Source organism: Flavobacterium sp. SLB02 (assembly GCF_009664855.1).
Taxonomy (GTDB): domain Bacteria; phylum Bacteroidota; class Bacteroidia; order Flavobacteriales; family Flavobacteriaceae; genus Flavobacterium.
Window position 1 is genome coordinate 1,934,522 of sequence record NZ_CP045928.1, and the last position, 21,583, is coordinate 1,956,104.

The window sequence follows — 21,583 nt, forward strand, 5'->3', positions numbered from 1 at the left end:
GCAAAAACGACCTTAAGGTGGTTATTGCGGCGGGGCTCACCTCTTCCCATCCCGAACAGAGTAGTTAAGCCCGCCTGCGCAGATGGTACTGCAGTTATGTGGGAGAGTATGTCGTCGCCTTTCTTTTGAAAACCCTGTTTCTAAAAAGACAGGGTTTTTTATTCTAACTTTTACTTATTTAATTATAAGTAAATTGGGTACCTTAGCTCAGATGGTAGAGCAATGGACTGAAAATCCATGTGTCCCTGGTTCGATCCCTGGAGGTACCACATCATGCTCGGATGGTGAAATTGGTAGACACGCTGGACTTAAAATCCAGTGAACAGCAATGTTCGTGCGGGTTCAAGTCCCGCTCTGAGTACTAAAAACTTCAATTGGCTAATGCTAATTGAAGTTTTTTTTTGGGGTAAAGTGAAAGATTTTTTGTTTAGGTATCTAAAGTGATCAAGGATCAAACGGATCAAACGCAAAGTTTAGGGATTAGGCAAAAAGATGGATAATCTGAATAAGAAGAAATCTACTTTACGCACACCTGTGAATATCTTATCTAGCGTAAATTGCGTTAGGGAAGGGAGCGATATCCTTTTGCGAGAAATCTGAATTACTCTGGTTAATGACATAAATATCTCTCGCAAAAGATTTAGCGGACAGCCCGGTCCGCCGTGGCGGAAAAGCCCATAAAACTCATATTTGGAAAAAAAAATATTTTAATTTTGAAATAAAGGCTTATTTTTAAATCTCAAAATATTTTAATCATGAAAAAGGTAATGCTATTTGTTTTTTTATTTTCTGTATCGCTTTGTAATGCACAGAAACAAGATGTTCAGAGAGCTATAGAGATTTTTTTTGAAGGATTTCATCAAAAGGATACTGTGAAAATGCAATCTGTTTGTTCTTCTAAAATTATTTTACAATCAATTAGCGAGAGTGCAGTTAAAGGAAATAAATTATTTGATGAAACTGCCCAAGAATTGTATAAATCAATTGCCTCAATTCCGTCAACTATGAAGCTTCATGAAAAAATACTAAGTTACAATATTCAGATTGATGGAACAATGGCTCACGTATGGGCTCCATATGAGTTTTTTGTCAATGATAAATTGAGTCATACGGGCGTGAATACGTTTACTTTGTTTAAAGAAAAGGATATTTGGAAGATTATTTACTTAGCAGATACCAGAAGAAAATAATTTCTTAGATTACTTCTGTGAGATAATAATGGCAAATATCGGCTAATAAACATTCTTCGCATTTTGGTTTTGGTCTGCAAATTTCTCTTCCTAAAAAAGAAATTGCCATTCCGATCTCTGACCAAATAGATTTTGGTAAGACTTGCATAAGGTCTTTTTCGACTTTAATACCATCTTTACTTTCTTTTATGATGCCAATTCGCGGGGCTACTCGTATTACGTGTAAATCTGCAATAATGCCTTCTGCAGGTTTGCCTGTTTCTCTTAAAATAACATTGGCTGATTTTCTGCCAATTCCTTTTAATGCTGTTAATCCTTGCATTGTAGTCGGAATGTCTTCGTCATTTTTAATGGTTTGAGCAATTTCTAACAGCCAGCCTGCTTTTGTGGGGTAGTTTCGAACTTTATTGATGTAAGGTATAAAAGTTTCAGTATCAGTTTTTGATAAATTTTTAAGTGTTGGAAATTTTTCAAATAAAGCAGGGGCAATTTTATTGATATTAGCATCAGAATCCTGGGCAGATAAAACTACCATAACTAATAATTGGTAGGTGTTTTGATATTCGAGCGGATGTCTTTTTCCTTTATATTTTTTTAAAATGGGTTTTAGTTTAGTTTCCCAATTTGATGTTTCTCCAAATAAATCCATTTTCGTTTTCTTTTAAATTAAAATATAACCATCACAAAATTAACTAGTTTTGATGAAATCTATGATTTTTTTTATAACATTTTGATTTCCTAGTATTTTTCTGTGACCTAAACCTTCGGTAAGAAATAAACTGCCATTTTGTAAATGTTTATGAATATGAATTCCTGCTTTTGCCGGAACTTCAGGATCATCCTTATCATGAATTACCAAAACGGGAATTTGAATTTTTTGTGCTGCTTTGTAAGCTGAAAAATCATCCATCTTTACCTGATACTGCTCTTCAAAATGATCACGTAATCTATTACTAATTTTGGTTTTTAAACCTAATTTAGAAACAAATTCTTCCAGAATATCATGTACAATATCTCCACTACCAATAACAACAGCTTTTTTTACCTGTAAACCATCTTTAATTGCGTTTAAGACTGACATTCCACCTAATGAATGCCCGATTGCAATTTCGAAAGGACCGTATTGTTTTTCTATTTCCAGAATCGAAGCGATAAATTCAGACATTATCGTTCTTTTTCCTTCGGATTTTCCATGTGCCGGTGCATCGAAACTTATGGTTGAATAACCATTTTGCAAAAGTTCGTCGGCTATTTTAAATAGTTGCGTCCCACGACCGGACCAGCCATGAACTAATAATATTTTGCGTTCACTTTTTCCATATTCGTAAGTGGTTATATTTTTATGAATTGCAGGAACAAAAAAAGTGTTCTTAGTGCTTTTTTGATCCATTTCGAGCTCACGTTTTGGAACCTTATGTTTTATTGGTGTTGTAAAAAGCTTTGCTGCAAATGTGGTTACCAATTTAGGCGATATAAAAGCGAGTAATTTGCTGGATAGTATGATAACCTGTGGAATTTTTAAAGATTGAGTAGGATTTGTCGCCTTTTTTGCCATTTCAATAATTTTTTTCGGAAGCCTTAATTTTACTTATTTTTTCCTAAATTTAGGAAACATAAAAGTAGCATTTTAATAGATGCTTATTCAAAAAAATAATTCACAAATAGTTTAAAATTTCTATATGGAAATATTTCATATCAGTGCTGAGTGTTATCCTATGGCAAAAGTTGGCGGTTTGGCTGATGTTGTTGGCGCACTGCCGAAATATCAAACGAATGCCGGTCATGAGGTTCGTGTTGTTGTTCCTTGTTACGATACGAAGTTCAAAAATGAAAATAATTTTGAATGTGTTCATTGGGGAACTGTAAAATTAGGGAGTTTCGATTTTCCATTTAGCGTTTTAAAAGAAACAACAGATAAACTTGGTTACGAATTATATCTCATAGAAATTAAGGAATTATTTGACCGGCTAAATATTTACGGGTATGAGGATGATACAGAACGTTTTTTTTCTTTTCAGATGGCAACTCTTGATTGGATTGCTGCACGTAAAACTGTTCCTGATGTTATTAATTGCCATGATCATCATACAGGATTAATTCCATTTTTGGTGAAGTATGCCTATAAATATGAGAAGTTAAGGACTCTAAAAACAGTAATTACGATTCATAACGGTTTATACCAAGGCTGGTTTGGTTTTGATCAATTGCATTATTTACCTGAGTTTGATTTAATTCATGTTGGATTTTTAGAATGGAATAATTCTCTTAATTCTTTGGCGGTAGGAGTAAAGTGTGCTCATGCCGTTACGACTGTTTCGCCCAGTTATCTGAATGAGATTAATGTTTCTGCGAATGGTCTGGAATCTTTGTTTAACTCAGTTAGGGATAAATCAAAAGGTATTTTGAACGGGATTGATTTTGAAGTTTGGAATCCGGAAAAAGACCAAATGATTGCTGAAAATTATTCGATTGAAACTTTGGGAATAGGTAAGCAAAAAAATAAAGAAAAGTTATGTGAGCAATTTGATCTTGATTCTACGAAACCTTTATTTAGCTTTATTGGTCGTTTATTCGAAGAAAAAGGAGGGGATTTATTGCCTCATGCTTCAGCTTTGGCTTTGTCTGAAAATTTTGAAAATATCAATATCCTGATTTTAGGATCCGGAAATGCACAAATAGAAGAACAATTACTTCAGTTAAGAAATGATTACAATGGTAATTACAATGTATTTATTGGTTATAATGAAGAATTAGCACATTTAATATATGCAGGGTCGGATTATATTTTAATGCCGTCAAGAGTTGAACCTTGCGGATTAAATCAGATGTATTCTTTACGTTATGGAACTGTGCCAATTGTGAGAAGAACAGGCGGACTGCAAGATACTGTGATCGATTTTGGAGACAACGGAAATGGGATTTGTCACGATCAGGCTTCGGTTGGAGATATTTGTTATTCTATAAATCGTGCTGTGAAACTGTACGATGATAGAGTCAATTTTAATAAAATAAGAAAAAAAGGAATGGCTATTGACCATTCATGGGAAAGAGTTTGCCAAGAATATATTGAGATATACAACCTAATAATTGAGAAAAATGAAGTTTAAAAAGAAAAATGTAGTTGCTATTATTTTAGGAGGAGGACAAGGATCACGTTTGTTTCCGTTAACAGAAACCAGATCAAAACCAGCAGTTCCAATTGGTGGAAAATACAGATTAGTCGATATTCCTATTTCAAATTGTATTAATTCGGATATTTTTAAAATATTTGTTTTGACCCAGTTTAACTCAGCATCTCTAAATGCGCATATCAAAAACACTTTCAATTTTAGTATTTTCAGTCAGTCATTTGTAGATATTTTAGCGGCAGAGCAAACTCCTGATAATCCAACCTGGTTTCAGGGAACTGCAGATGCTGTTCGCCAATGTATGTCACATTTTTTAAAACACGATTTTGATCATGCTTTAATTTTGTCCGGTGATCAGTTGTATCAAATGGATTTTAATGAAATGCTGGAAGCTCATATTGCGGCAGACGCAGAAATTTCTATTGCCACTTTACCCGTAAATGCTAAAGATGCTCCTGAATTTGGAATCTTAAAAACATGTCATGAAAGTTATGTAGAGGCTTTTATTGAGAAGCCTGATGCATCACTTTTACCTGAATGGGAATCTGAAGTAAGTGACCACATGAAGGAAAAAGGCAAGAAGTATCTGGCCTCGATGGGAATTTATATTTTTAACCGTCAGTTATTAGAGGATTTAATGGCTGATCCGGAAACGAAAGATTTCGGAAAAGAAATTATCCCTCAAGCTGTTGGTAAACATAAGATTTTGAGTTACCAATATGAAGGGTATTGGACAGATATCGGAAATATTGAATCTTTTTTTGAAGCTAATATTGGCTTAACGGCAGATATTCCTGAGTTTAATTTATTTGATAACGATAATAAAATTTTTACCAGACCAAGATTATTGCCGCCATCAAAATTTAGAAATTCAGTGATCAATCAATCGTTGATTTCTGAAGGTTGTATTATTAACGCCAAAGAAATTAAAAGTTCTGTAATTGGAATTCGTTCCAGAATTGGGGTTGGTACTGTACTTGAGAATTGTTACGTAATGGGGAACGATTTTTATCAGGATCTTGACGAGATGAATCACGAAAGCAGTATCAATAAAATTCACGTAGGGATAGGAGAAAATTGTTTTATAAAGAATGCTCTTGTAGATAAAAACGTTCGTATAGGAAACAATGTTCATATTAACGGAGGTAAACATTTAGACAATTTTACCAATGAATTGTACAGTATAAAAGATGGTATTGTAGTGATTAAAAAAGGAGTTGTACTGTCGGATAATTTTAGAATTGAATAAGGTTTTAAAGAAGATAAAATTCAATACAAAAGTTCCAAATTCCAATAAAAAAATCCGCATTCCAATTATAAAAAACAAATATGAATAAAGTTATCACGTATTCTCTGTTTACTGATTTTGATATTGATTTATTCAAAGCAGGGAAACACTTCAAATTATATGAAAAATTAGGAGCGCATTTAGTTGAAGTTAACGGAGTAAAGGGCGTTTACTTTGCAGTTTGGGCACCAACGGCTCAATCTGTTTCGGTTGTTGGTGATTTTAATTACTGGACACAAGGAGAGCATTTATTACAAGTGCGTTGGGATTCTTCTGGAATTTGGGAAGGTTTTATTCCGGGTATCGAGAAAGGAACGCTTTACAAATATAAAATTCAATCCAATATAAATGGAGTTGTAACTGAAAAAGCAGATCCTTTTTCTTTGTACTGCGAAAAGCCGCCTCACACAGCTTCGGTTGTCTGGGATTTAGATTACAATTGGAAGGATGAAAAATGGATGCAATCCCGTAAGGAAAAGAACGGATTAGACAAACCTTATTCGGTTTACGAAGTTCATTTAGGTTCGTGGAAACGAGGCGAAAATAATCGGTTTTTGACTTATTTAGAACTTGCTGATGATTTGGTCAATTATGTAAAGGAAACAGGTTTTACTCACGTAGAATTTATGCCGATAATGGAATATCCTTATGATCCATCGTGGGGATATCAATTGACAGGGTATTTTGCACCAACTTCCCGTTTTGGAAAACCACAGGATTTTATGGTTCTGGTTGATAAATTGCATCAGGCTGGTATTGGAGTAATTTTAGACTGGGTTCCGTCGCATTTTCCTGATGATGCGCATGGTTTGGGCTTTTTTGATGGTTCGCATTTATACGAACATCCGGATCGCAGAAAAGGCTATCATCCGGATTGGAAAAGTTTGGTTTTTAATTACGGTCGCAATGAAGTCCGCGCTTTTTTAATTAGTAATGCCGTTTTTTGGCTGCAGCATTATCATGCTGATGCTTTACGCGTTGATGCTGTTGCTTCGATGTTGTATCTTGATTATTCAAGAAATGAAGGTGAGTGGGAACCTAATATTTATGGTGGAAGGGAAAATCTGGACACGATTAGTTTTCTTAAAGAGTTTAATGAGGTAATCTATGCTAATTTTGATGGAGTTCAAACTATTGCAGAAGAAAGTACTTCTTTCCCAATGGTATCACGACCAACTTTCTCAGGAGGTCTAGGATTTGGTATGAAGTGGATGATGGGATGGATGCATGATACTTTAAAATACTTTCAGAAAGAAACGGTTTATAGAAAATACCATCAAAATGATTTAACTTTTTCGATGACTTATGCTTTTACCGAAAATTTTATGCTTCCGTTTTCGCACGATGAAGTAGTGTACGGAAAAAAATCTATTGCCAATAAAATGCCTGGTGATGAATGGCAGAAATTTGCCAATTTACGATTGCTATACGGCTATATGTTTACGCATCCCGGAACCAAATTACTTTTTATGGGTTCGGAGTTTGGGCAAAGTGATGAATGGAATTTTGAAAAAAGCCTCGATTGGCATTTACTACTATACGATTATCATTCTGGCATTAAAAAAGTGATTACAGATTTGAATAATTTATATAAATCGCATCCGGCTTTATATGAAAAGCAATTTACAGGAGAAGGTTTTGAATGGATTAATTATTCTGATCATCAAAATGCGGTGTTATCTTATATTAGAAAGGGAAATAATCCTGATGAAAATCTAATTGTGGTTTGTAATTTCACGCAAGTGGTTCGGGAGAAGTACAGAATCGGAATTCCGAAAAAAGGTAAATTAGAAGCCGTTTTTAATAGCGACGATGTTACTTATGGAGGAAGCGGAGTAACTAATTCCGGTCTTTTAAAAATTGAACCTTTAGCCTATGATGGCAGAGAGTTTTCTGTAGAATTACTTTTACCTCCTTTAAGTGTAACAGTATATTCTTTTGTATAAAAAAGAGCAATTATTTTTATCAATATTAATTTATCAATTTAACGTTTTAAAATTATTGAATTACTTGTTTTCGCAGCTATAATTTAGCACTCATTCAGAAAAAACGTTTTCGTGAATAAACCTTATATTGATAGCCGTTTATATGCTTTTTTTGTATGTTTGAAAGAGCCATTTAGCATTTTATAATTAACTCACTAGCATTATGATTACAAATACATCATTAGAATATAAAGGCGATTTATATCCATCAAAAATCGTTTCGTTTGAACATGAAGGTGATTCGATTTTTTTTAATACCGATAATAAAGTAATCTTAAAAGTCACTATTCTTAGAGACAGTTTAATTCGGTTTCGCTTTACAACAAAAGGCTATTTTAGTAATGATTTCTCTTATGCAATTGATAAAACCCAGCTGCACGGTTATAATTTTTTAGAACTTACAGAAGAGGAGACTTATTTCCAGATTAGAACCAGTAAGGTAAAATGTAAAATTCAGAAAGCAGATCTTCGTTTATCTATTTATGATTTAAACGATCTTTTGATTCTTGAAGATGAACTTGGTTTTCACTGGGAAGAAAGTTATGAATACGGTGGCAATATCGTGAAAATGAGTAAATCATCGAAAGATGGAGAATGTTTTTACGGACTAGGGGACAAAGCGACTCAAATGAATTTAAAAGGCAAAAGATTAGAAAATTTTGCTACCGATCAATATGCTTACCAGAAAGATCAGGAACCATTATATAAAGTAGTTCCGTTTTACATAGGTTTGCACAACAAACAATCTTACGGTATTTTTTTCGATAATACTTTTAGAACTTTCTTTGATTTTTGTCAGGAAAGAAGAAACGTTTCGAGCTTTTGGGCAGAAGGCGGTGAAATGAATTATTACTTCATTTATGGCCCGCAAATGCAGGATGTGGTAACAACATATACTGATTTAACAGGTAAGCCGGAATTACCGCCACTTTGGGTTTTAGGATATCATCAATGTAAATGGAGTTATTATCCTGAGAGTAAAGTAAAAGAAATCACATCAAAATTCAGAGAACTCAAAATTCCTTGCGATGCTATTTATCTGGACATTGATTATATGGAAGGATTTCGATGTTTTACCTGGAATAAAAATTACTTTCCAGATCCAAAGCGTATGGTTGCAGAACTGGCAGAAGATGGTTTTAAAACAATCGTAATTATTGATCCAGGAATTAAAATAGATAAGGATTACTGGGTTTATCAGGAAGCTTTAGAAAAAGATTATTTCTGTAAAAGAGCCGATGGACCTTATATGAAAGGGAAAGTCTGGCCAGGAGAATGTAATTTTCCAGATTACACAAATCCCGTAGTTAGAGAATGGTGGGCCGGATTATTTAAAGAATTAATTTCAGATATAGGTGTAAAAGGTGTTTGGAATGATATGAATGAACCCGCTGTTATGGAGGTTCCTAATAAAACATTCCCAATGGATGTTCGTCACGTTTATGACGGAAACCCTTGCAGCCATAGAAAAGCGCATAATATTTACGGCACACAAATGGCCAGAGCGACTTATCATGGTGTAAAACGATTTACATATCCTAAACGTCCGTTTGTAATTACGAGATCTGCTTACTCAGGAGCGCAACGTTATACATCATCCTGGACAGGAGATAATGTAGCCACCTGGGAGCATTTATGGATTGCCAATATTCAGGTACAAAGAATGAGTATTTCCGGAATGGGCTTTACAGGTTCAGACATTGGTGGTTTTGCAGAACAGCCAACAGGTGAATTATACGCCCGTTGGATACAGTTAGGTGTATTTCATCCATTTTGCAGAACGCATTCATCCGGAGATCACGGCAATCAGGAGCCTTGGGCTTTTGATGAAGAAGTGATTAACATTACCCGCAAATTTGTGAGTTTACGTTATCAGTTATTGCCTTATTTATACACGATGTTTTGGCAATATATTGAAGAGGGAATTCCGATGTTAAAACCATTAGTATATTACGATCAGGAAGATACCCAAACACACTACAGAAACGATGAATTCATTTTTGGAAACCAAATATTGGTATGTCCAATACTTGAACCTAATGCTGTAGGTAGGCGTATGTATATTCCAAGAGGTGAGTGGTATAACTATTGGACAAATGAATTTGCAACAGGCGGCAGAGAAGTTTGGGTAGATACCAAATTTGATGAAATTCCACTTTTTGTAAAAGCAGGTGCGATAATTCCAAAATATCCGGTTCAGCAATATGTGGGAGAACTTGAATTTGATGAATTAACACTTGATTTGTACTTTAAAAACGGCAAGGAAAAATCTGTAGTTTATGAAGATGCTCAGGACGGTTATGATTATAAAAAAGGACGTTACAGTTTTTTATCTTTTAGCACCATTGGCAAAGAGAAAGAATTAATTGTTCAGCTTCATAAAGAAGGAAAGTATGATACCCCTTATTCAAAATATAAAATTAACTTAATTGGACTCCCTTTTAAAGTAACAGAAATTGAAATTGATAATGAAATAATAGCTTTTGATAAAATTGCTTTTGAAGAAAGTCATTTCTTAATTGTTGATAAAGAGTTCAGTGAACTTCATATTAGTGGTGAATAAGTAAATTCTGATAAGTTTTTATGTAATTATATAAAATAAAAAATAATTATAGTTGTATTTTTGTGTGTGTTAAAAATTAAATATCATGAAAAAACATTTATTATCAGGGATTTTTGCAGCTGTTTTAGTTGTGGGATGTGCAACCAATCCTGTTACAGGGAAGAAAAATTTAAACTTCGTTTCGAACAGTGAATTATTTCCCTCTTCATTTCAGCAGTATAGCCAGTTTATATCTGAAAACAAGGTAATAACTGGAACAGCAGATGCTAAATTAGTAGAGGCTGTTGGACTTAAAATTAAAAAAGCAGCAGAAAAATATTTAACTTATTTAGGACAAGCTCAATATTTAACTGACTACCGGTGGGAATATAAACTGGTAGACAATAAAGAAGTGAATGCCTGGTGTATGCCCGGAGGTAAAATTGTAGTTTACTCGGGAATCTTGCCGGTAACACAAAATGAATCTGGTCTTGCTACCGTTATGGGTCACGAAGTTTCTCACGCATTGGCGAATCATGGTGCACAAAGAATGAGTGCGGCACAATTACAGCAAATTGGTGGAGCAGCTTTAGGAGCAGCAACAAGCGGAAAATCGGAATCGACTCAGCAAATTTTTGCCCAGGCTTACGGGCTTGGTTCTGAAGTAGGAGTAATGCTTCCGTTTAGCAGAAGTAATGAAACCGAAGCAGATAAAATAGGACTAACACTTATGGCCATTGCTGGTTATAATCCGGATGATGCAATTGCATTCTGGTCAAGAATGTCAGCAAAATCAGGAGCATCTGGAACTCCGGAATTTATGAGTACTCACCCTGCTGATGCTACCAGGATTGCGAACTTGAAGTCATTGATTCCTGAAGCAAAAGCCACAGCATTAAAAGTTGGCGTTATAAGATAACAAACAAGTTACATAAGATAATTCAAAAGCTATTCTTTTCAGGGTAGCTTTTTTTATGTAGAAGAATTTAAATTGTTTATAATTTATTAATACACGATTTATCAAATTTCTATTTGATTATGATAAAAAAAAGATAAATTCGTAGCTTGTTAACAAAACCATTTCTATGAAAGATTTACAAAAAGGAGATAAAAAATTATTAAACGCATGGGCTTTTTATGATTGGGCAAATTCTGTTTATACGCTCACAATTGCATCGGCAGTATTTCCAAATTTTTATGAAGCTTTATTTGCAGACCGTGATCATTATATAGATGTTTTTGGGTTGCATTTGAAAAATACGGCTTTAATAAGTTTTATTACGGCTATGGCATTTTTAGTAGTTTCATTTATATCGCCGTTGTTATCTGGAATTGCTGATTATGTAGGCAATAAAAAATCATTCCTTAAATTTTTCTGCTATACTGGTGCTTTATCTTGTATGGGTTTGTATTGGTTCAGTTTAGATAATATTTATGTAGGTTTGGCATTTTACTTTTTTGGACTTATAGGGTTTTGGGGTAGCTTGGTTTTTTATAACTCATATCTGCCGGATATTGCCTTTGAGGAACAACAAGATAATATTAGCGCTAAAGGTTATTCGCTAGGATATTTTGGAAGCGTTATCTTATTGCTTATTAACCTGGCAATGATCATGAAGCCTGATTGGTTTGGAATTGTTGGAACAGCGAATCAAAAAGCTTCAGAAATAGCAATGCGATATTCATTTATAATGGTCGGTGTCTGGTGGATTTTATTCAGTCAATATACCTACTATTACTTACCAAAAGGACGAAAAAGTAGTAGTGAAAAACTAACAAAATCTGTGTTATTTAATGGATTTAAGGAATTGAAGAAAGTTTGGGCATTATTGCAGCAAAATATTCCTTTAAAACGTTACTTAGGTGGTTTTTTTGTTTCTAGTATGGCGGTACAAACTGTTGTGTTGGTCGCTACTTACTTTGGCGCTCAGGAAATTAAATGGGAATCAAAAGAACAAGGAACTTTTGGATTAATTATTTGTATTCTATTGATACAAATAGTTGGAATTATCGGAGCATTTATAACATCAAGAGCATCAAAGAAATACGGTAATATCCCAACCTTGATTGTAATTAACTTTATTTGGGTAGTATTTTGTGTAATTGTCTACTTTATTTATTTGCCTGTGCATTTTTATATTGCGGCCACTATTGCCGGATTTGTAATGGGAGGAATTCAGGCATTGTCACGCTCTACATATTCAAAATTACTACCAGAAACAAAAGATACGGCTTCATTCTTTAGTTTTTATGATGTAGCAGAAAAAATAGGAATTGTAATAGGAATGTGCGTTTACGGTATTATTGACCAGATTACAGGAAGTCCTCGTCCAGCTATTGCAGTTTTAGGAGTTTTCTTTATTACAGCAATTTTTCTATTGAGAAGAGTACCAAAAAAGGCACTTTAAATTAATAAAGTGCCTTTCGGGGGATTTAATTTATCTTAATGAGACAAATTGATTTGATTGATGATCGTAATTATTATGTCTTAGTATTTATGCTTTTGATATACTTCCAGAACCAGAAACTTTTACATCTCGTTTTTCTGGATTTCCGCTGTATTTGATATCACCAGAACCTGCAATTCTTGCGGTTAAACTTTCTACACAATTAACACGGCTGTTGCCAGATCCTGAAACGTTTACATCAACATTTTTCGCTTTTAAATTTGAAGCTTCAATATTTCCTGATCCTGCAAGTTTGCTAGTTAAGCTATCTGAGTTTCCTTTTAGACGTATATTTCCCGAACCACTTAAATTTAATTCTAAATCACTTGAGTTTACGTCTAGATCAAAGTTTCCTGAACCTGCAAGTTTTGCTACAAACTTATCAGTTTTGATTGCATTTTTAGACTGAACATTACCTGAACCTGACAAACTTACTTCTGATATTTTTTCGAAAGGAACAGTAACTTCAATTTTTTTACCAATGCTTGGTCGGATATTACTGCCTTTTTCAACATAGATTTTTAAAACATTACCTTCGACTTCAACTTTTATAGCCGAAACTAGATTTTCCTCTCCTTTAATGATAATTTTGCCTTCTTTTCCTGCTACCAGATCGACATCAAATGAGCCTGCAACTTTTATAGCATCATAATCTGATGTGGTTCTGGTATCCGAAATTACCTTACCGTTTCCTTTAATTTTATTATTTGATGACCACTGTGCATTTCCAACAGAGCTTATTAATAATGCGCTAAATACGAATAGTTTAAAAGTTTTTTTCATTGTCTTGATTGTTAAATTGTTGTTTTTGATTGATTTATGATCTTATTATTGTTTTCTGGTAAGGATTACATTACCATAATTAGAATTAACGATTACTTTACTTTGTCCTTTTTTCTTATTGTAACCACTTATTTTTTTAGAATTGTTTTTGACTTCACTTAAAGAAATATCTAAAGAATTGTCATTTTTGATGCTTCCGTATTTTGTATTAATATCAAAATCAAAAGAAAAGTTTGTATTAAAACCCAAAGCTACATTGGTGTATCCGGTATTGATATTAACGTTCTTAGCCCTTTCGTTTAGTAATTCTACATTTATTTTTGAGTACGTTGCATCAATAGTCAGGTTGTTAGAGATTTCGCCAATATAAACGGTTAGGTAATTTCCTAAACCAACAAGCGAATTTATTTCCTGAAATTTAAAACTGCCATAGTTACCTTCGTATTTTATGTTTTGCCCTTGCTGCAGCGAAATATCGGTATAGTTGGCATCAAGATTTAAGTTTCCCGATTCATTAATTTTTAAACCAGAATAACGCGCTTCAATGTTACCGTTTTTAATATAATCGATAGTTGAGTTTTGGCTGTAACCAATAGCAATTCTATTGTTGGTTCCATTTAGTTTTGCAATGTTAATCTTACCATATTTACAAGCAATATCAGTGGTAGATTCTAAGTTTAGGGTGGTAATATTCCCGTATTTATTAGTGAGTTTTACGGTTCCGTTTTTCGGAATTTTTATCACATAGTTAATTTCAAAACTATTGCTGCTTCCTCTGCTTTTTAGCGAAGAGTTTCCAATGTTGGTAATGGCTGTAACCATAGATTTCAGGGCATTAATATCGACATCGATACTGTTTAATCTTTCGTTTACCCAGTTTTCATTTCCTCCGGAAACTTTAATGGTAATATCCAGATCAATTTTGTTTTCGTCCCAGGTACTTATAGTAATGTTACCGTATTTGTTCTCAATATCAATTCCTGCATTAGAATTAACAATAAAGGTTTTCTTGATGTTTTTTTCTTTAGAAATAAAAGTATCATCATTTGAGAATCCTAAAAAAGGAATCAAAATGAATAAAATAAGTATGTTATAATGTTTTTTCATCAGTTGTGTTTTTAAATTTTTCGTTTTCTTCAATTCTCTGTAAAACCGTTTGCAAAAAAGAAATTCTGGTTTGCAGATTGCTGATCATAGCGTAAATGATTTGTTTGTTTTCACCATTTTTTTGAACTTCCTTTATAATCTTTGCATAATCTGCATCAAAAACTTTCATCTGTTTTAAGGCATCATTAATGATTTGCTCATTTTCCGGTGAGCTTTTTTCTTTTAATTTAACTAGCTCATTATCAATTAAAATACTAAAGATAGAATCAGTACGCTGGGTTTCCTTAGAGGCAAATTTGAATTCCTTAGGCTTTTCGTTATTATTATAAAATAGAGATACCCCTAGCAACACTACAATTGAAGCAGCGATGGCCCAAACAGCGTAATTCTTTTTCTTAGGTTGTTTGTTGTTTAATTTATTTAAGAAATCAACCTGATGGTCAGTACTCATTCTTTTTACATCCCACTGATTCTCAAATTTTTCAAATAATTGATCTAAATCGTCATTTTCCTTTTTCATATATCTAATATTTATTTTTTAGTGGTGAATCTGTTATCGCTTTTTTCATGATTTGTGCGCACAAATTTTTCGGTATTGGCAATTTCATATCTCCTCTAATTTTTTGCGCAAACTTTCCTTTGCTCTGCTTAAGGTCGTTCTGCAATTGGCATAACTGATGTTTAAAATTTCGCAAATTTCTTCCTGATCATACCCTTCAATATAAAAAAGCGTTAAAACCATGCGGTAATTGTCTTTTAAACTTAAAATGGCATCTAAAACCTGTTTCACTTTAAGTGAATTCAAATCTATATTTTCAGAAAAAAAGCTGTCATTTTCTTCTATTTTATATAATGTCTTGCTCAAATCTTCGACCTGAAAAGCATTATTTTTTTTATAAAAGTCAATACTATAATTGACAATTATTTTCTTTAACCATGCCCCAAAAGCTACTTCTTGTTTATAGTCATTTATTTTTGTAAAAGCTTTAAGGAAACCTTCCTGCATGACGTCTTGTGCAAAATGTTCATCTTTTACAATACGGTAGGCCACATTATACATGGCTTTACTGTAGCGATTGTAAACTTCGAATTGTGCTTTTTGATTGTTTTCTTTACAAAGCGCGATTAATTCTTCGATATTTTGGTTAGTTATACTCAAGTAATGATTGCTAGTTTTTTATAAGGACGGTGCTTTTTTTGGTTTGTTACAGTTTTGCTAAAAATAATTTTATTTTTTTTAATAATAATTGTGATGATCAGAAATTGAAAATATTAAAAAGATGTCAATAATATCTATAGTAGGATTTTTATTTCATTTTTTTAAATCTATATTTGTAGCCGAAAAATAACTATATATATGAAAAAAAATACTCTTTTATTTCTTTTACTTTTTGCTTTAGGAATATCTTTTACATCTTGTACTAAAGACTTTGAGGATGGACTCAATTATAATAATGGCAATCAGGAGGCTGGTAATGGAAACGGAAATAATCCGGACGGAACAGGAGTTTTTAAGGCAACTGTAGGAGGAAATGCTTTTGTTGCTAATAGTTCGAGTGCCATTGTAACAGATAATTTTGTACTTATTGCAGGAATTAGAACAGCTAATAAAGATTTAATTCAAATAACTTTGCCAAGTAATAAAGTGGGAACTTATACATGGGCCAATAGTGAAGATGATGGAGAAAAATTTGTACTGTCTTATGGTTCAGTGACAGCGACTACCGAAAATCCATTTATAAGTGCATCAAACGAAGTTGCAGATTTTTTTGGAGTAAAAAATTATACAGATACTGCACTTGTTACCATTACAGCTGTAGATAAAACTAAAAAAACAATTTCAGGAACATTTCAATTTACAGGTTTTAGAGATATAGGTGATGATAAAACCGAAACAAAAATAATTACGAATGGTTCCTTTACTAATATACCCTATACAGAAAATGCACCTGTAGTGGAATCTGACGGTTTTTTAAACGCTAAAATAGACGGGGTTGGGTTTGCTGAAAATGATATTGATGTTGCAAGTGTAAATTCAAGTGGTGTTCATCCTTATTATAGCATAGTAGGGGTGAAAAACGGAGGTAGTGATGATAGTGTGCGTATAGGTATTAGTCAATCATATGGCGTTGGCACATATCAGGCCTCGAGTGCTATATTGAATGGAGGTGCAGAGGAACTTGTAAATGTTGCCAGTGCATCTTGTATTTTAGATGATCTTTTGTACAATACAGAATCAGGTTCGCTAACCATTACTTTAAAAACAGCAACAAAGATAGAAGGTACTTTCAATTTTGTGGTTAGTAATTTTACTACCGGTAAGAAAAAAACAATTACAGGCTCTTTTGGTATAAATACTGATGATCTGTAGTAATAAAAATAGTAAAGACATTAAATCCACCTTTGTGTGGATTTTTTTTTGGTAGTACAATTTGATTTTACTAGATTGGCTATCTAAAATAGATCAATCATGCCTCATTTTGGCATAGTGATTGTCTATTTTAACGATCTATCTTGTAAATGAAGTGCTTAGAATATTTTTATTACAAATTAATGAATCTAAGACTACATTTGCAGTTAGTATTAAAATTTTAATGACAAAACGACTTATATACTATTATGTCAAACCATAAAATACTCACAATTGACAATCTGTCACTTCAAGAATTTGATTCAGAAGCAGAATTGATTCCATTATTAACTCCAGAAGACGAAGAGGAAATGAACAATGAGGAGCTTCCTCTTTCATTACCTATTTTGCCTTTACGTAATACTGTTTTATTTCCGGGAGTTGTTATTCCTATTTCTGCAGGAAGAGACAAATCGATTAAATTAATAAACGATGCGAATGCCGGCGGAAAGATCATTGGAGTAGTTTCTCAAATTAATGAGGAAGACGAAGATCCATCAAAAGATGATATTCATAAAATAGGAACTGTAGCAAGAATTCTGCGCGTTTTAAAAATGCCTGACGGAAATGTTACGGTTATCTTGCAAGGAAAAAAACGTTTTGAGATAGACGAAGTTGTTTCAGAAGAGCCTTATATTACTGCAACAATAAAAGAAGTTTCAGAAGATCGTCCTGAAGAAAACGATACTGAGTTTACAGCTATTTTAGATTCTGTAAAAGAATTGGCCATTCAAATCATAAAGGAAAGTCCAAACATTCCTTCAGAAGCTACTTTTGCGATTAAAAATATTGAAAGCCAGTCGTTTTTGATCAATTTTGTTTCTTCGAATATGAATTTGTCGGTAAAAGAAAAACAAGGTCTATTATCGATAAACGGATTAAAAGACAGAGCGCTTGAAACTTTGCGTTATATGAACGTTGAGCTGCAAAAGTTAGAATTGAAAAATGACATTCAGTCAAAAGTTCGTTTTGATTTAGATCAGCAACAACGTGAATATTTCCTTCATCAGCAAATGAAAACCATTCAGGAAGAATTGGGTGGCGTTTCGCAAGAGGAGGAAATGGACGAAATGGGACTGAAAGCGAAAACCAAAAAATGGGACGAAAAAACGCAGAAACATTTCGAAAAAGAATTGTCTAAAATGCGCCGTATGAATCCGCAATCACCTGATTTTGGAATTCAGCGTAATTACTTAGAATTGTTTTTAGAATTGCCTTGGGGCGAATATTCGAAAGATAAATTCGATTTGAAACATGCTCAGAAAATATTAGATAAAGATCATTTTGGACTTGAAGAGGTTAAGAAAAGAATGATCGAACATTTGGCTGTGTTGAAACTTCGTAACGATATGAAATCGCCAATTATATGTTTAACAGGACCTCCGGGAGTTGGTAAAACATCTATTGGACGCTCAGTTGCAGAAGCCTTAGGTCGTGAATATGTTCGAATTTCATTAGGTGGATTACGTGACGAAGCAGAGATTCGCGGACACAGAAAGACGTATATTGGTGCAATGCCGGGAAGGATTATTCAGAGTTTAAAGAAAGCCGGAACATCAAATCCTGTTTTTATTTTAGATGAAATAGATAAACTTTCTAGCGGAAACAGCGGTGATCCGTCTTCGGCTTTATTAGAAGTTCTAGATCCGGAACAAAACAATGCTTTTTATGATAATTTCCTTGAAATGGGGTATGATTTATCGAAAGTAATGTTTATTGCGACATCTAATAATATGGCAACCATTCAGCCGGCTTTACGTGACAGAATGGAAGTAATTAAGATGTCAGGTTATACAATTGAAGAAAAAGTAGAAATCGCAAAAAGACACCTTTTTCCAAAACAACTAGAAGCACACGGACTAACTGCTAAAGATTTAACGATTGGTAAAAAACAATTAGAGAAAATCGTAGAAGGTTATACACGCGAATCTGGTGTTCGTAACTTAGAAACTAAAATTGCGCAGGTGATTCGTAATGCAGCAAAATCAGTTGCAATGGAAGAGGAGTACAATAAAAAAGTTAGTGATGAAGATATCGTAAAAGTTTTGGGTGTACCAAGATTAGAGCGCGATAAATACGAAAATAATGATGTTGCAGGAGTTGTTACGGGTTTGGCCTGGACAAGTGTTGGCGGAGATATTTTGTTTATCGAATCTTTAATATCAGAAGGAAAAGGTTCGCTGACAATTACCGGTAATTTGGGTAATGTCATGAAAGAATCGGCTACGATTGCTTTAGAATATATTAAGGCCAATGCTAAGAAATTAGGATTGGATGTAGCACTGTTTCAAAAATATAACATTCACTTACACGTTCCGGAAGGTGCAACGCCAAAAGACGGTCCAAGTGCGGGTATTGCGATGTTAACTTCTTTGGTTTCTTTACTAACGCAAAAGAAAATAAAGAAAAGCCTGGCTATGACAGGCGAAATCACGCTTCGTGGAAAAGTTTTACCAGTTGGCGGAATCAAAGAAAAAATCCTGGCAGCAAAAAGAGCCAATATCAAAGAAATCATTTTATGTCATGAAAACAAAAGTGACATCGATGAAATCAAAGCAGAATATCTTGAAGGCCTGACTTTTCATTACGTAAAAGAAATGAGTGAAGTCCTTGCTTTGGCTATAACAGATCAAAGTGTTAAGAACGCAAAAACTTTAAAATAAAATTTTAAAGTTAAATCTTAATATTTTAAAATTCCAAATTCCAATCTGATAACTCAGTTTTGGAGTTTGGAATTTTTTATTTTTGAACCTATTTCAGTTTTAGAACTTTTATTTAATTTGGTCTCACTTACAATTGGAATTTGGAATTTCAAAAGATTGGAATTTAGTTATAATTAGGAATTTTAAATTTGGAGTTTTTTTATTTTTTATAAGTTATATAATTTTATCTTCGCAGTTGCGTTATTCCCATATAGGATTCGCCCCAAAAGCATGTTGAAACGATTCGTTTTACTTTTATTTATGTTAATTTGTTCCGTTTCTTTCGGGCAAATAGGAGGGCGTTACACTTATCAGTTTCTTAATTTAACGACGTCACCAAGGCAGGCAGCGTTAGGAGGGAAAAATATAACGATTTATGATGAAGATGTCAATCAGGCGATGTCTAATCCGGCAGCTTTAAACGAAGATATGGACAATCACCTTGCAATGAATTATGGTAATTACTACGGAGAAGCCTCTTACGGAACAGCTTCTTATGCTTATACTTACGATCGACATGTGCAAACATTTTACGCAGGAATAAGTTATGTAAACTATGGTTCGTTTGAAGGTTATGACGAAAATGGTCAGGTAACATCAGATTTTACAGGGAGTGAAGGCGCTCTTTCCCTGGGTTACGCTTATAATATTCCTTTTACAGACCTGCATATTGGAGCTAATGCTAAGTTAATAACTTCAACTCTAGAAAGTTATAATTCGATTGGTGGTGCAATTGATGTGGGAATTATGTATGAAATTCAAAAAAATAATGTAAATTTAGCCCTAGTATTTCGAAATATAGGAACACAGTTTACTACTTATTCAGGAATACAAGAGAATTTGCCCTTTGAAATCATTGCTGGTGTTTCGCAAGAATTAGAACATGTACCTATTCGCTGGCATCTTACTTTAGAGAATTTGCAACAATGGAACATCTCTTTTTCGAATCCCGTGCGTGGCGAAACCAATATTGATGGATCAACAAGTAACGAGAAAGTTTCGTTTGTAAATAATGCTTTGCGACATGTTGTTTTTGGATTGGAACTTTTCCCCAAGAAGGCATTTAATTTGCGTTTAGGATATAATTTTAGAAGAGGAGAAGAATTAAGGATTGACGAACAACGTAATTTTTCAGGAATCTCACTAGGGTTTGGTTTAAAAATGAATAAGTTAAAGTTTAATTATTCGTATTCAAGATATACATTGGCAGCTAATACAAGTCTTTTTGGTCTAATTTTAAATTTTCAATAATTATATGAAAATATTCAGTTTGTTTTTGTTCATGACTGTAGGGCTTTTTACGGGTACAAAGCACTACTATAAAAAAGAAGTCATGTCTACTCTTGAACTAGAGAGAATGAATACCAGAATAAGCGAAATAAAAAACATGATTAGTATTGATCCTAAGTACAATACTAAAATTGCATTTTTTGTAGACATGAGAATACCGTCAGGTAAAAATCGTTTTTTTGTTTATGATCTTGTAAACAATAAAATTTTAGATCAGGGATTAGTGGCTCATGGTTCAGGATCTGAAACCGGAGTAAAGGGAAGCTTAAGATTTAGCAATACGCCAAATTCAAACTGCACCGCATTAGGAAGATATGTTATCGAAAACTGCTATAAAGGCGGATTCGGAAAATCTTATAAACTAAACGGCCTTGACGAGACAAATAATAATGCATTAAAAAGAGCTATTGTTTTGCATTATTACTCTGCTGTCCCTTATGAAGAGCAGGATTATTATATCAGTAATAGTCATGGATGTCCAATGGTTAACGAGCAATTTTTTAAAAGAATTGAAAAGATAATCGACAACTCAAAGTCGAAAATTATTTTGGATGTTTACTATTAAAAACGGGGCTTAATACCAAAAGAAAAAAAACAAACTTTACATTGAAATGATACTATTATCAGTAAATATTTTTTTTTACTGATAATTTTTTTTGTGCTTGTTTTAAATCTTCTCTCACTAAAATTTCATGAAATACTATATTTTAT

General features: G+C 33.4%; 17 protein-coding genes, 2 tRNA genes and 1 rRNA gene. 14 read left to right on the plus strand and 6 right to left on the minus strand.

The window, feature by feature from the left end:
- Positions 1–13 precede the first annotated feature (13 nt).
- From rrf to GIY83_RS07315, 4 genes are all read left to right on the plus strand, one after another.
- Positions 14–123: ribosomal RNA gene (rrf, locus tag GIY83_RS07300) — 5S ribosomal RNA — on the plus strand.
- 73 nt (positions 124–196) lie between these two features.
- Positions 197–269: transfer RNA gene (locus tag GIY83_RS07305), tRNA-Phe, on the plus strand.
- Positions 270–275: 6 nt separating this feature from the next.
- Positions 276–361, plus strand: a tRNA-Leu gene (locus tag GIY83_RS07310).
- 394 nt (positions 362–755) lie between these two features.
- Positions 756–1,190: a nuclear transport factor 2 family protein gene (locus tag GIY83_RS07315; RefSeq protein WP_229029243.1), complete on the plus strand. Its 435-nt coding sequence runs from the start codon at positions 756–758 to the stop codon at positions 1,188–1,190.
- Between the two features lie 4 nt (positions 1,191–1,194).
- Here the strand turns inward: GIY83_RS07315 and nth are convergent, their stop codons facing one another.
- Positions 1,195–1,839, minus strand: a complete 645-nt coding sequence (nth, locus tag GIY83_RS07320; protein WP_208686072.1) for an endonuclease III — start codon at positions 1,837–1,839, stop codon at positions 1,195–1,197.
- Between the two features lie 39 nt (positions 1,840–1,878).
- Positions 1,879–2,745 (minus strand): alpha/beta hydrolase, encoded by an 867-nt coding sequence (locus GIY83_RS07325; RefSeq protein ID WP_208686074.1) that lies wholly within the window; start codon positions 2,743–2,745, stop codon positions 1,879–1,881.
- A 124-nt stretch (positions 2,746–2,869) separates the two neighbouring features.
- On the opposite strand from GIY83_RS07325, the gene GIY83_RS07330 reads away from it, so the two are divergent.
- The 6 genes from GIY83_RS07330 to GIY83_RS07355 all read left to right on the plus strand — a co-directional run bounded on the left by GIY83_RS07330 (position 2,870) and on the right by GIY83_RS07355 (position 12,541).
- Positions 2,870–4,297 carry a glycogen synthase gene (locus GIY83_RS07330; RefSeq protein WP_208686076.1) on the plus strand — a complete coding sequence of 476 codons (1,428 nt, stop codon included), beginning with the start codon at positions 2,870–2,872 and terminating at the stop codon, positions 4,295–4,297.
- Positions 4,287–5,567: a glucose-1-phosphate adenylyltransferase gene (locus GIY83_RS07335; RefSeq protein ID WP_194618145.1), complete on the plus strand. Its 1,281-nt coding sequence runs from the start codon at positions 4,287–4,289 to the stop codon at positions 5,565–5,567. The genes GIY83_RS07330 and GIY83_RS07335 overlap by 11 nt, the downstream gene beginning before the upstream one ends.
- Positions 5,568–5,647: 80 nt before the next feature.
- Positions 5,648–7,552, plus strand: a complete 1,905-nt coding sequence (gene glgB / locus GIY83_RS07340) for a 1,4-alpha-glucan branching protein GlgB (RefSeq protein WP_208686078.1) — start codon at positions 5,648–5,650, stop codon at positions 7,550–7,552.
- Between the two features lie 202 nt (positions 7,553–7,754).
- Positions 7,755–10,154 carry a glycoside hydrolase family 31 protein gene (locus GIY83_RS07345; protein WP_208686080.1) on the plus strand — a complete coding sequence of 800 codons (2,400 nt, stop codon included), beginning with the start codon at positions 7,755–7,757 and terminating at the stop codon, positions 10,152–10,154.
- A gap of 85 nt (positions 10,155–10,239) precedes the next feature.
- Complete coding sequence (locus GIY83_RS07350; RefSeq protein ID WP_194618148.1) at positions 10,240–11,052, plus strand: M48 family metallopeptidase; 813 nt, start codon at positions 10,240–10,242, stop codon at positions 11,050–11,052.
- Positions 11,053–11,218: 166 nt separating this feature from the next.
- Complete coding sequence (locus tag GIY83_RS07355; protein ID WP_208686082.1) at positions 11,219–12,541, plus strand: MFS transporter; 1,323 nt, start codon at positions 11,219–11,221, stop codon at positions 12,539–12,541.
- Positions 12,542–12,628: 87 nt separating this feature from the next.
- Here GIY83_RS07355 and GIY83_RS07360 read toward each other — a convergent pair whose 3' ends face one another.
- From GIY83_RS07360 to GIY83_RS07375, 4 genes are all read right to left on the minus strand, one after another.
- Positions 12,629–13,363: a head GIN domain-containing protein gene (locus GIY83_RS07360; RefSeq protein WP_208686084.1), complete on the minus strand. Its 735-nt coding sequence runs from the start codon at positions 13,361–13,363 to the stop codon at positions 12,629–12,631.
- Positions 13,364–13,408: 45 nt separating this feature from the next.
- Positions 13,409–14,470 carry a hypothetical protein gene (locus GIY83_RS07365; protein WP_208686086.1) on the minus strand — a complete coding sequence of 354 codons (1,062 nt, stop codon included), beginning with the start codon at positions 14,468–14,470 and terminating at the stop codon, positions 13,409–13,411.
- Positions 14,454–14,990, minus strand: a complete 537-nt coding sequence (locus GIY83_RS07370) for an anti-sigma factor (protein ID WP_208686088.1) — start codon at positions 14,988–14,990, stop codon at positions 14,454–14,456. Before GIY83_RS07370 ends, GIY83_RS07365 begins: the two co-directional genes overlap by 17 nt.
- Before the next feature lie 84 nt (positions 14,991–15,074).
- Entirely contained in the window at positions 15,075–15,629 is a 555-nt protein-coding gene (locus GIY83_RS07375; RefSeq protein ID WP_194618153.1) for an RNA polymerase sigma factor, read from the minus strand.
- Between the two features lie 198 nt (positions 15,630–15,827).
- Between GIY83_RS07375 and GIY83_RS07380 the strand changes: the two genes are divergently transcribed.
- From GIY83_RS07380 to GIY83_RS07395, 4 genes are all read left to right on the plus strand, one after another.
- Positions 15,828–16,841: a DUF6252 family protein gene (locus GIY83_RS07380; RefSeq protein WP_208686090.1), complete on the plus strand. Its 1,014-nt coding sequence runs from the start codon at positions 15,828–15,830 to the stop codon at positions 16,839–16,841.
- A 248-nt stretch (positions 16,842–17,089) separates the two neighbouring features.
- Positions 17,090–19,543 carry an endopeptidase La gene (gene lon, locus GIY83_RS07385; protein ID WP_208686092.1) on the plus strand — a complete coding sequence of 818 codons (2,454 nt, stop codon included), beginning with the start codon at positions 17,090–17,092 and terminating at the stop codon, positions 19,541–19,543.
- A 270-nt stretch (positions 19,544–19,813) separates the two neighbouring features.
- Positions 19,814–20,833, plus strand: a complete 1,020-nt coding sequence (porQ, locus tag GIY83_RS07390; RefSeq protein WP_208686094.1) for a type IX secretion system protein PorQ — start codon at positions 19,814–19,816, stop codon at positions 20,831–20,833.
- A gap of 4 nt (positions 20,834–20,837) precedes the next feature.
- Positions 20,838–21,437, plus strand: a complete 600-nt coding sequence (locus GIY83_RS07395; RefSeq protein WP_208686096.1) for a murein L,D-transpeptidase catalytic domain-containing protein — start codon at positions 20,838–20,840, stop codon at positions 21,435–21,437.
- The last annotated feature ends 146 nt before the right edge of the window (positions 21,438–21,583 follow it).

What these genes read in the sequence shown, in the direction of transcription:
- GIY83_RS07315 (WP_229029243.1), top strand. Translation starts at nt 756, where the DNA reads ATGAAAAAGGTAATGCTATTTGTTTTTTTATTTTCTGTATCGCTTTGT.
- nth (WP_208686072.1), bottom strand. Translation starts at nt 1,839, where the DNA reads ATGGATTTATTTGGAGAAACATCAAATTGGGAAACTAAACTAAAACCC.
- GIY83_RS07325 (WP_208686074.1), bottom strand. Translation starts at nt 2,745, where the DNA reads ATGGCAAAAAAGGCGACAAATCCTACTCAATCTTTAAAAATTCCACAG.
- GIY83_RS07330 (WP_208686076.1), top strand. Translation starts at nt 2,870, where the DNA reads ATGGAAATATTTCATATCAGTGCTGAGTGTTATCCTATGGCAAAAGTT.
- GIY83_RS07335 (WP_194618145.1), top strand. Translation starts at nt 4,287, where the DNA reads ATGAAGTTTAAAAAGAAAAATGTAGTTGCTATTATTTTAGGAGGAGGA.
- glgB (WP_208686078.1), top strand. Translation starts at nt 5,648, where the DNA reads ATGAATAAAGTTATCACGTATTCTCTGTTTACTGATTTTGATATTGAT.
- GIY83_RS07345 (WP_208686080.1), top strand. Translation starts at nt 7,755, where the DNA reads ATGATTACAAATACATCATTAGAATATAAAGGCGATTTATATCCATCA.
- GIY83_RS07350 (WP_194618148.1), top strand. Translation starts at nt 10,240, where the DNA reads ATGAAAAAACATTTATTATCAGGGATTTTTGCAGCTGTTTTAGTTGTG.
- GIY83_RS07355 (WP_208686082.1), top strand. Translation starts at nt 11,219, where the DNA reads ATGAAAGATTTACAAAAAGGAGATAAAAAATTATTAAACGCATGGGCT.
- GIY83_RS07360 (WP_208686084.1), bottom strand. Translation starts at nt 13,363, where the DNA reads ATGAAAAAAACTTTTAAACTATTCGTATTTAGCGCATTATTAATAAGC.
- GIY83_RS07365 (WP_208686086.1), bottom strand. Translation starts at nt 14,470, where the DNA reads ATGAAAAAACATTATAACATACTTATTTTATTCATTTTGATTCCTTTT.
- GIY83_RS07370 (WP_208686088.1), bottom strand. Translation starts at nt 14,990, where the DNA reads ATGAAAAAGGAAAATGACGATTTAGATCAATTATTTGAAAAATTTGAG.
- GIY83_RS07380 (WP_208686090.1), top strand. Translation starts at nt 15,828, where the DNA reads ATGAAAAAAAATACTCTTTTATTTCTTTTACTTTTTGCTTTAGGAATA.
- lon (WP_208686092.1), top strand. Translation starts at nt 17,090, where the DNA reads ATGTCAAACCATAAAATACTCACAATTGACAATCTGTCACTTCAAGAA.
- porQ (WP_208686094.1), top strand. Translation starts at nt 19,814, where the DNA reads ATGTTGAAACGATTCGTTTTACTTTTATTTATGTTAATTTGTTCCGTT.
- GIY83_RS07395 (WP_208686096.1), top strand. Translation starts at nt 20,838, where the DNA reads ATGAAAATATTCAGTTTGTTTTTGTTCATGACTGTAGGGCTTTTTACG.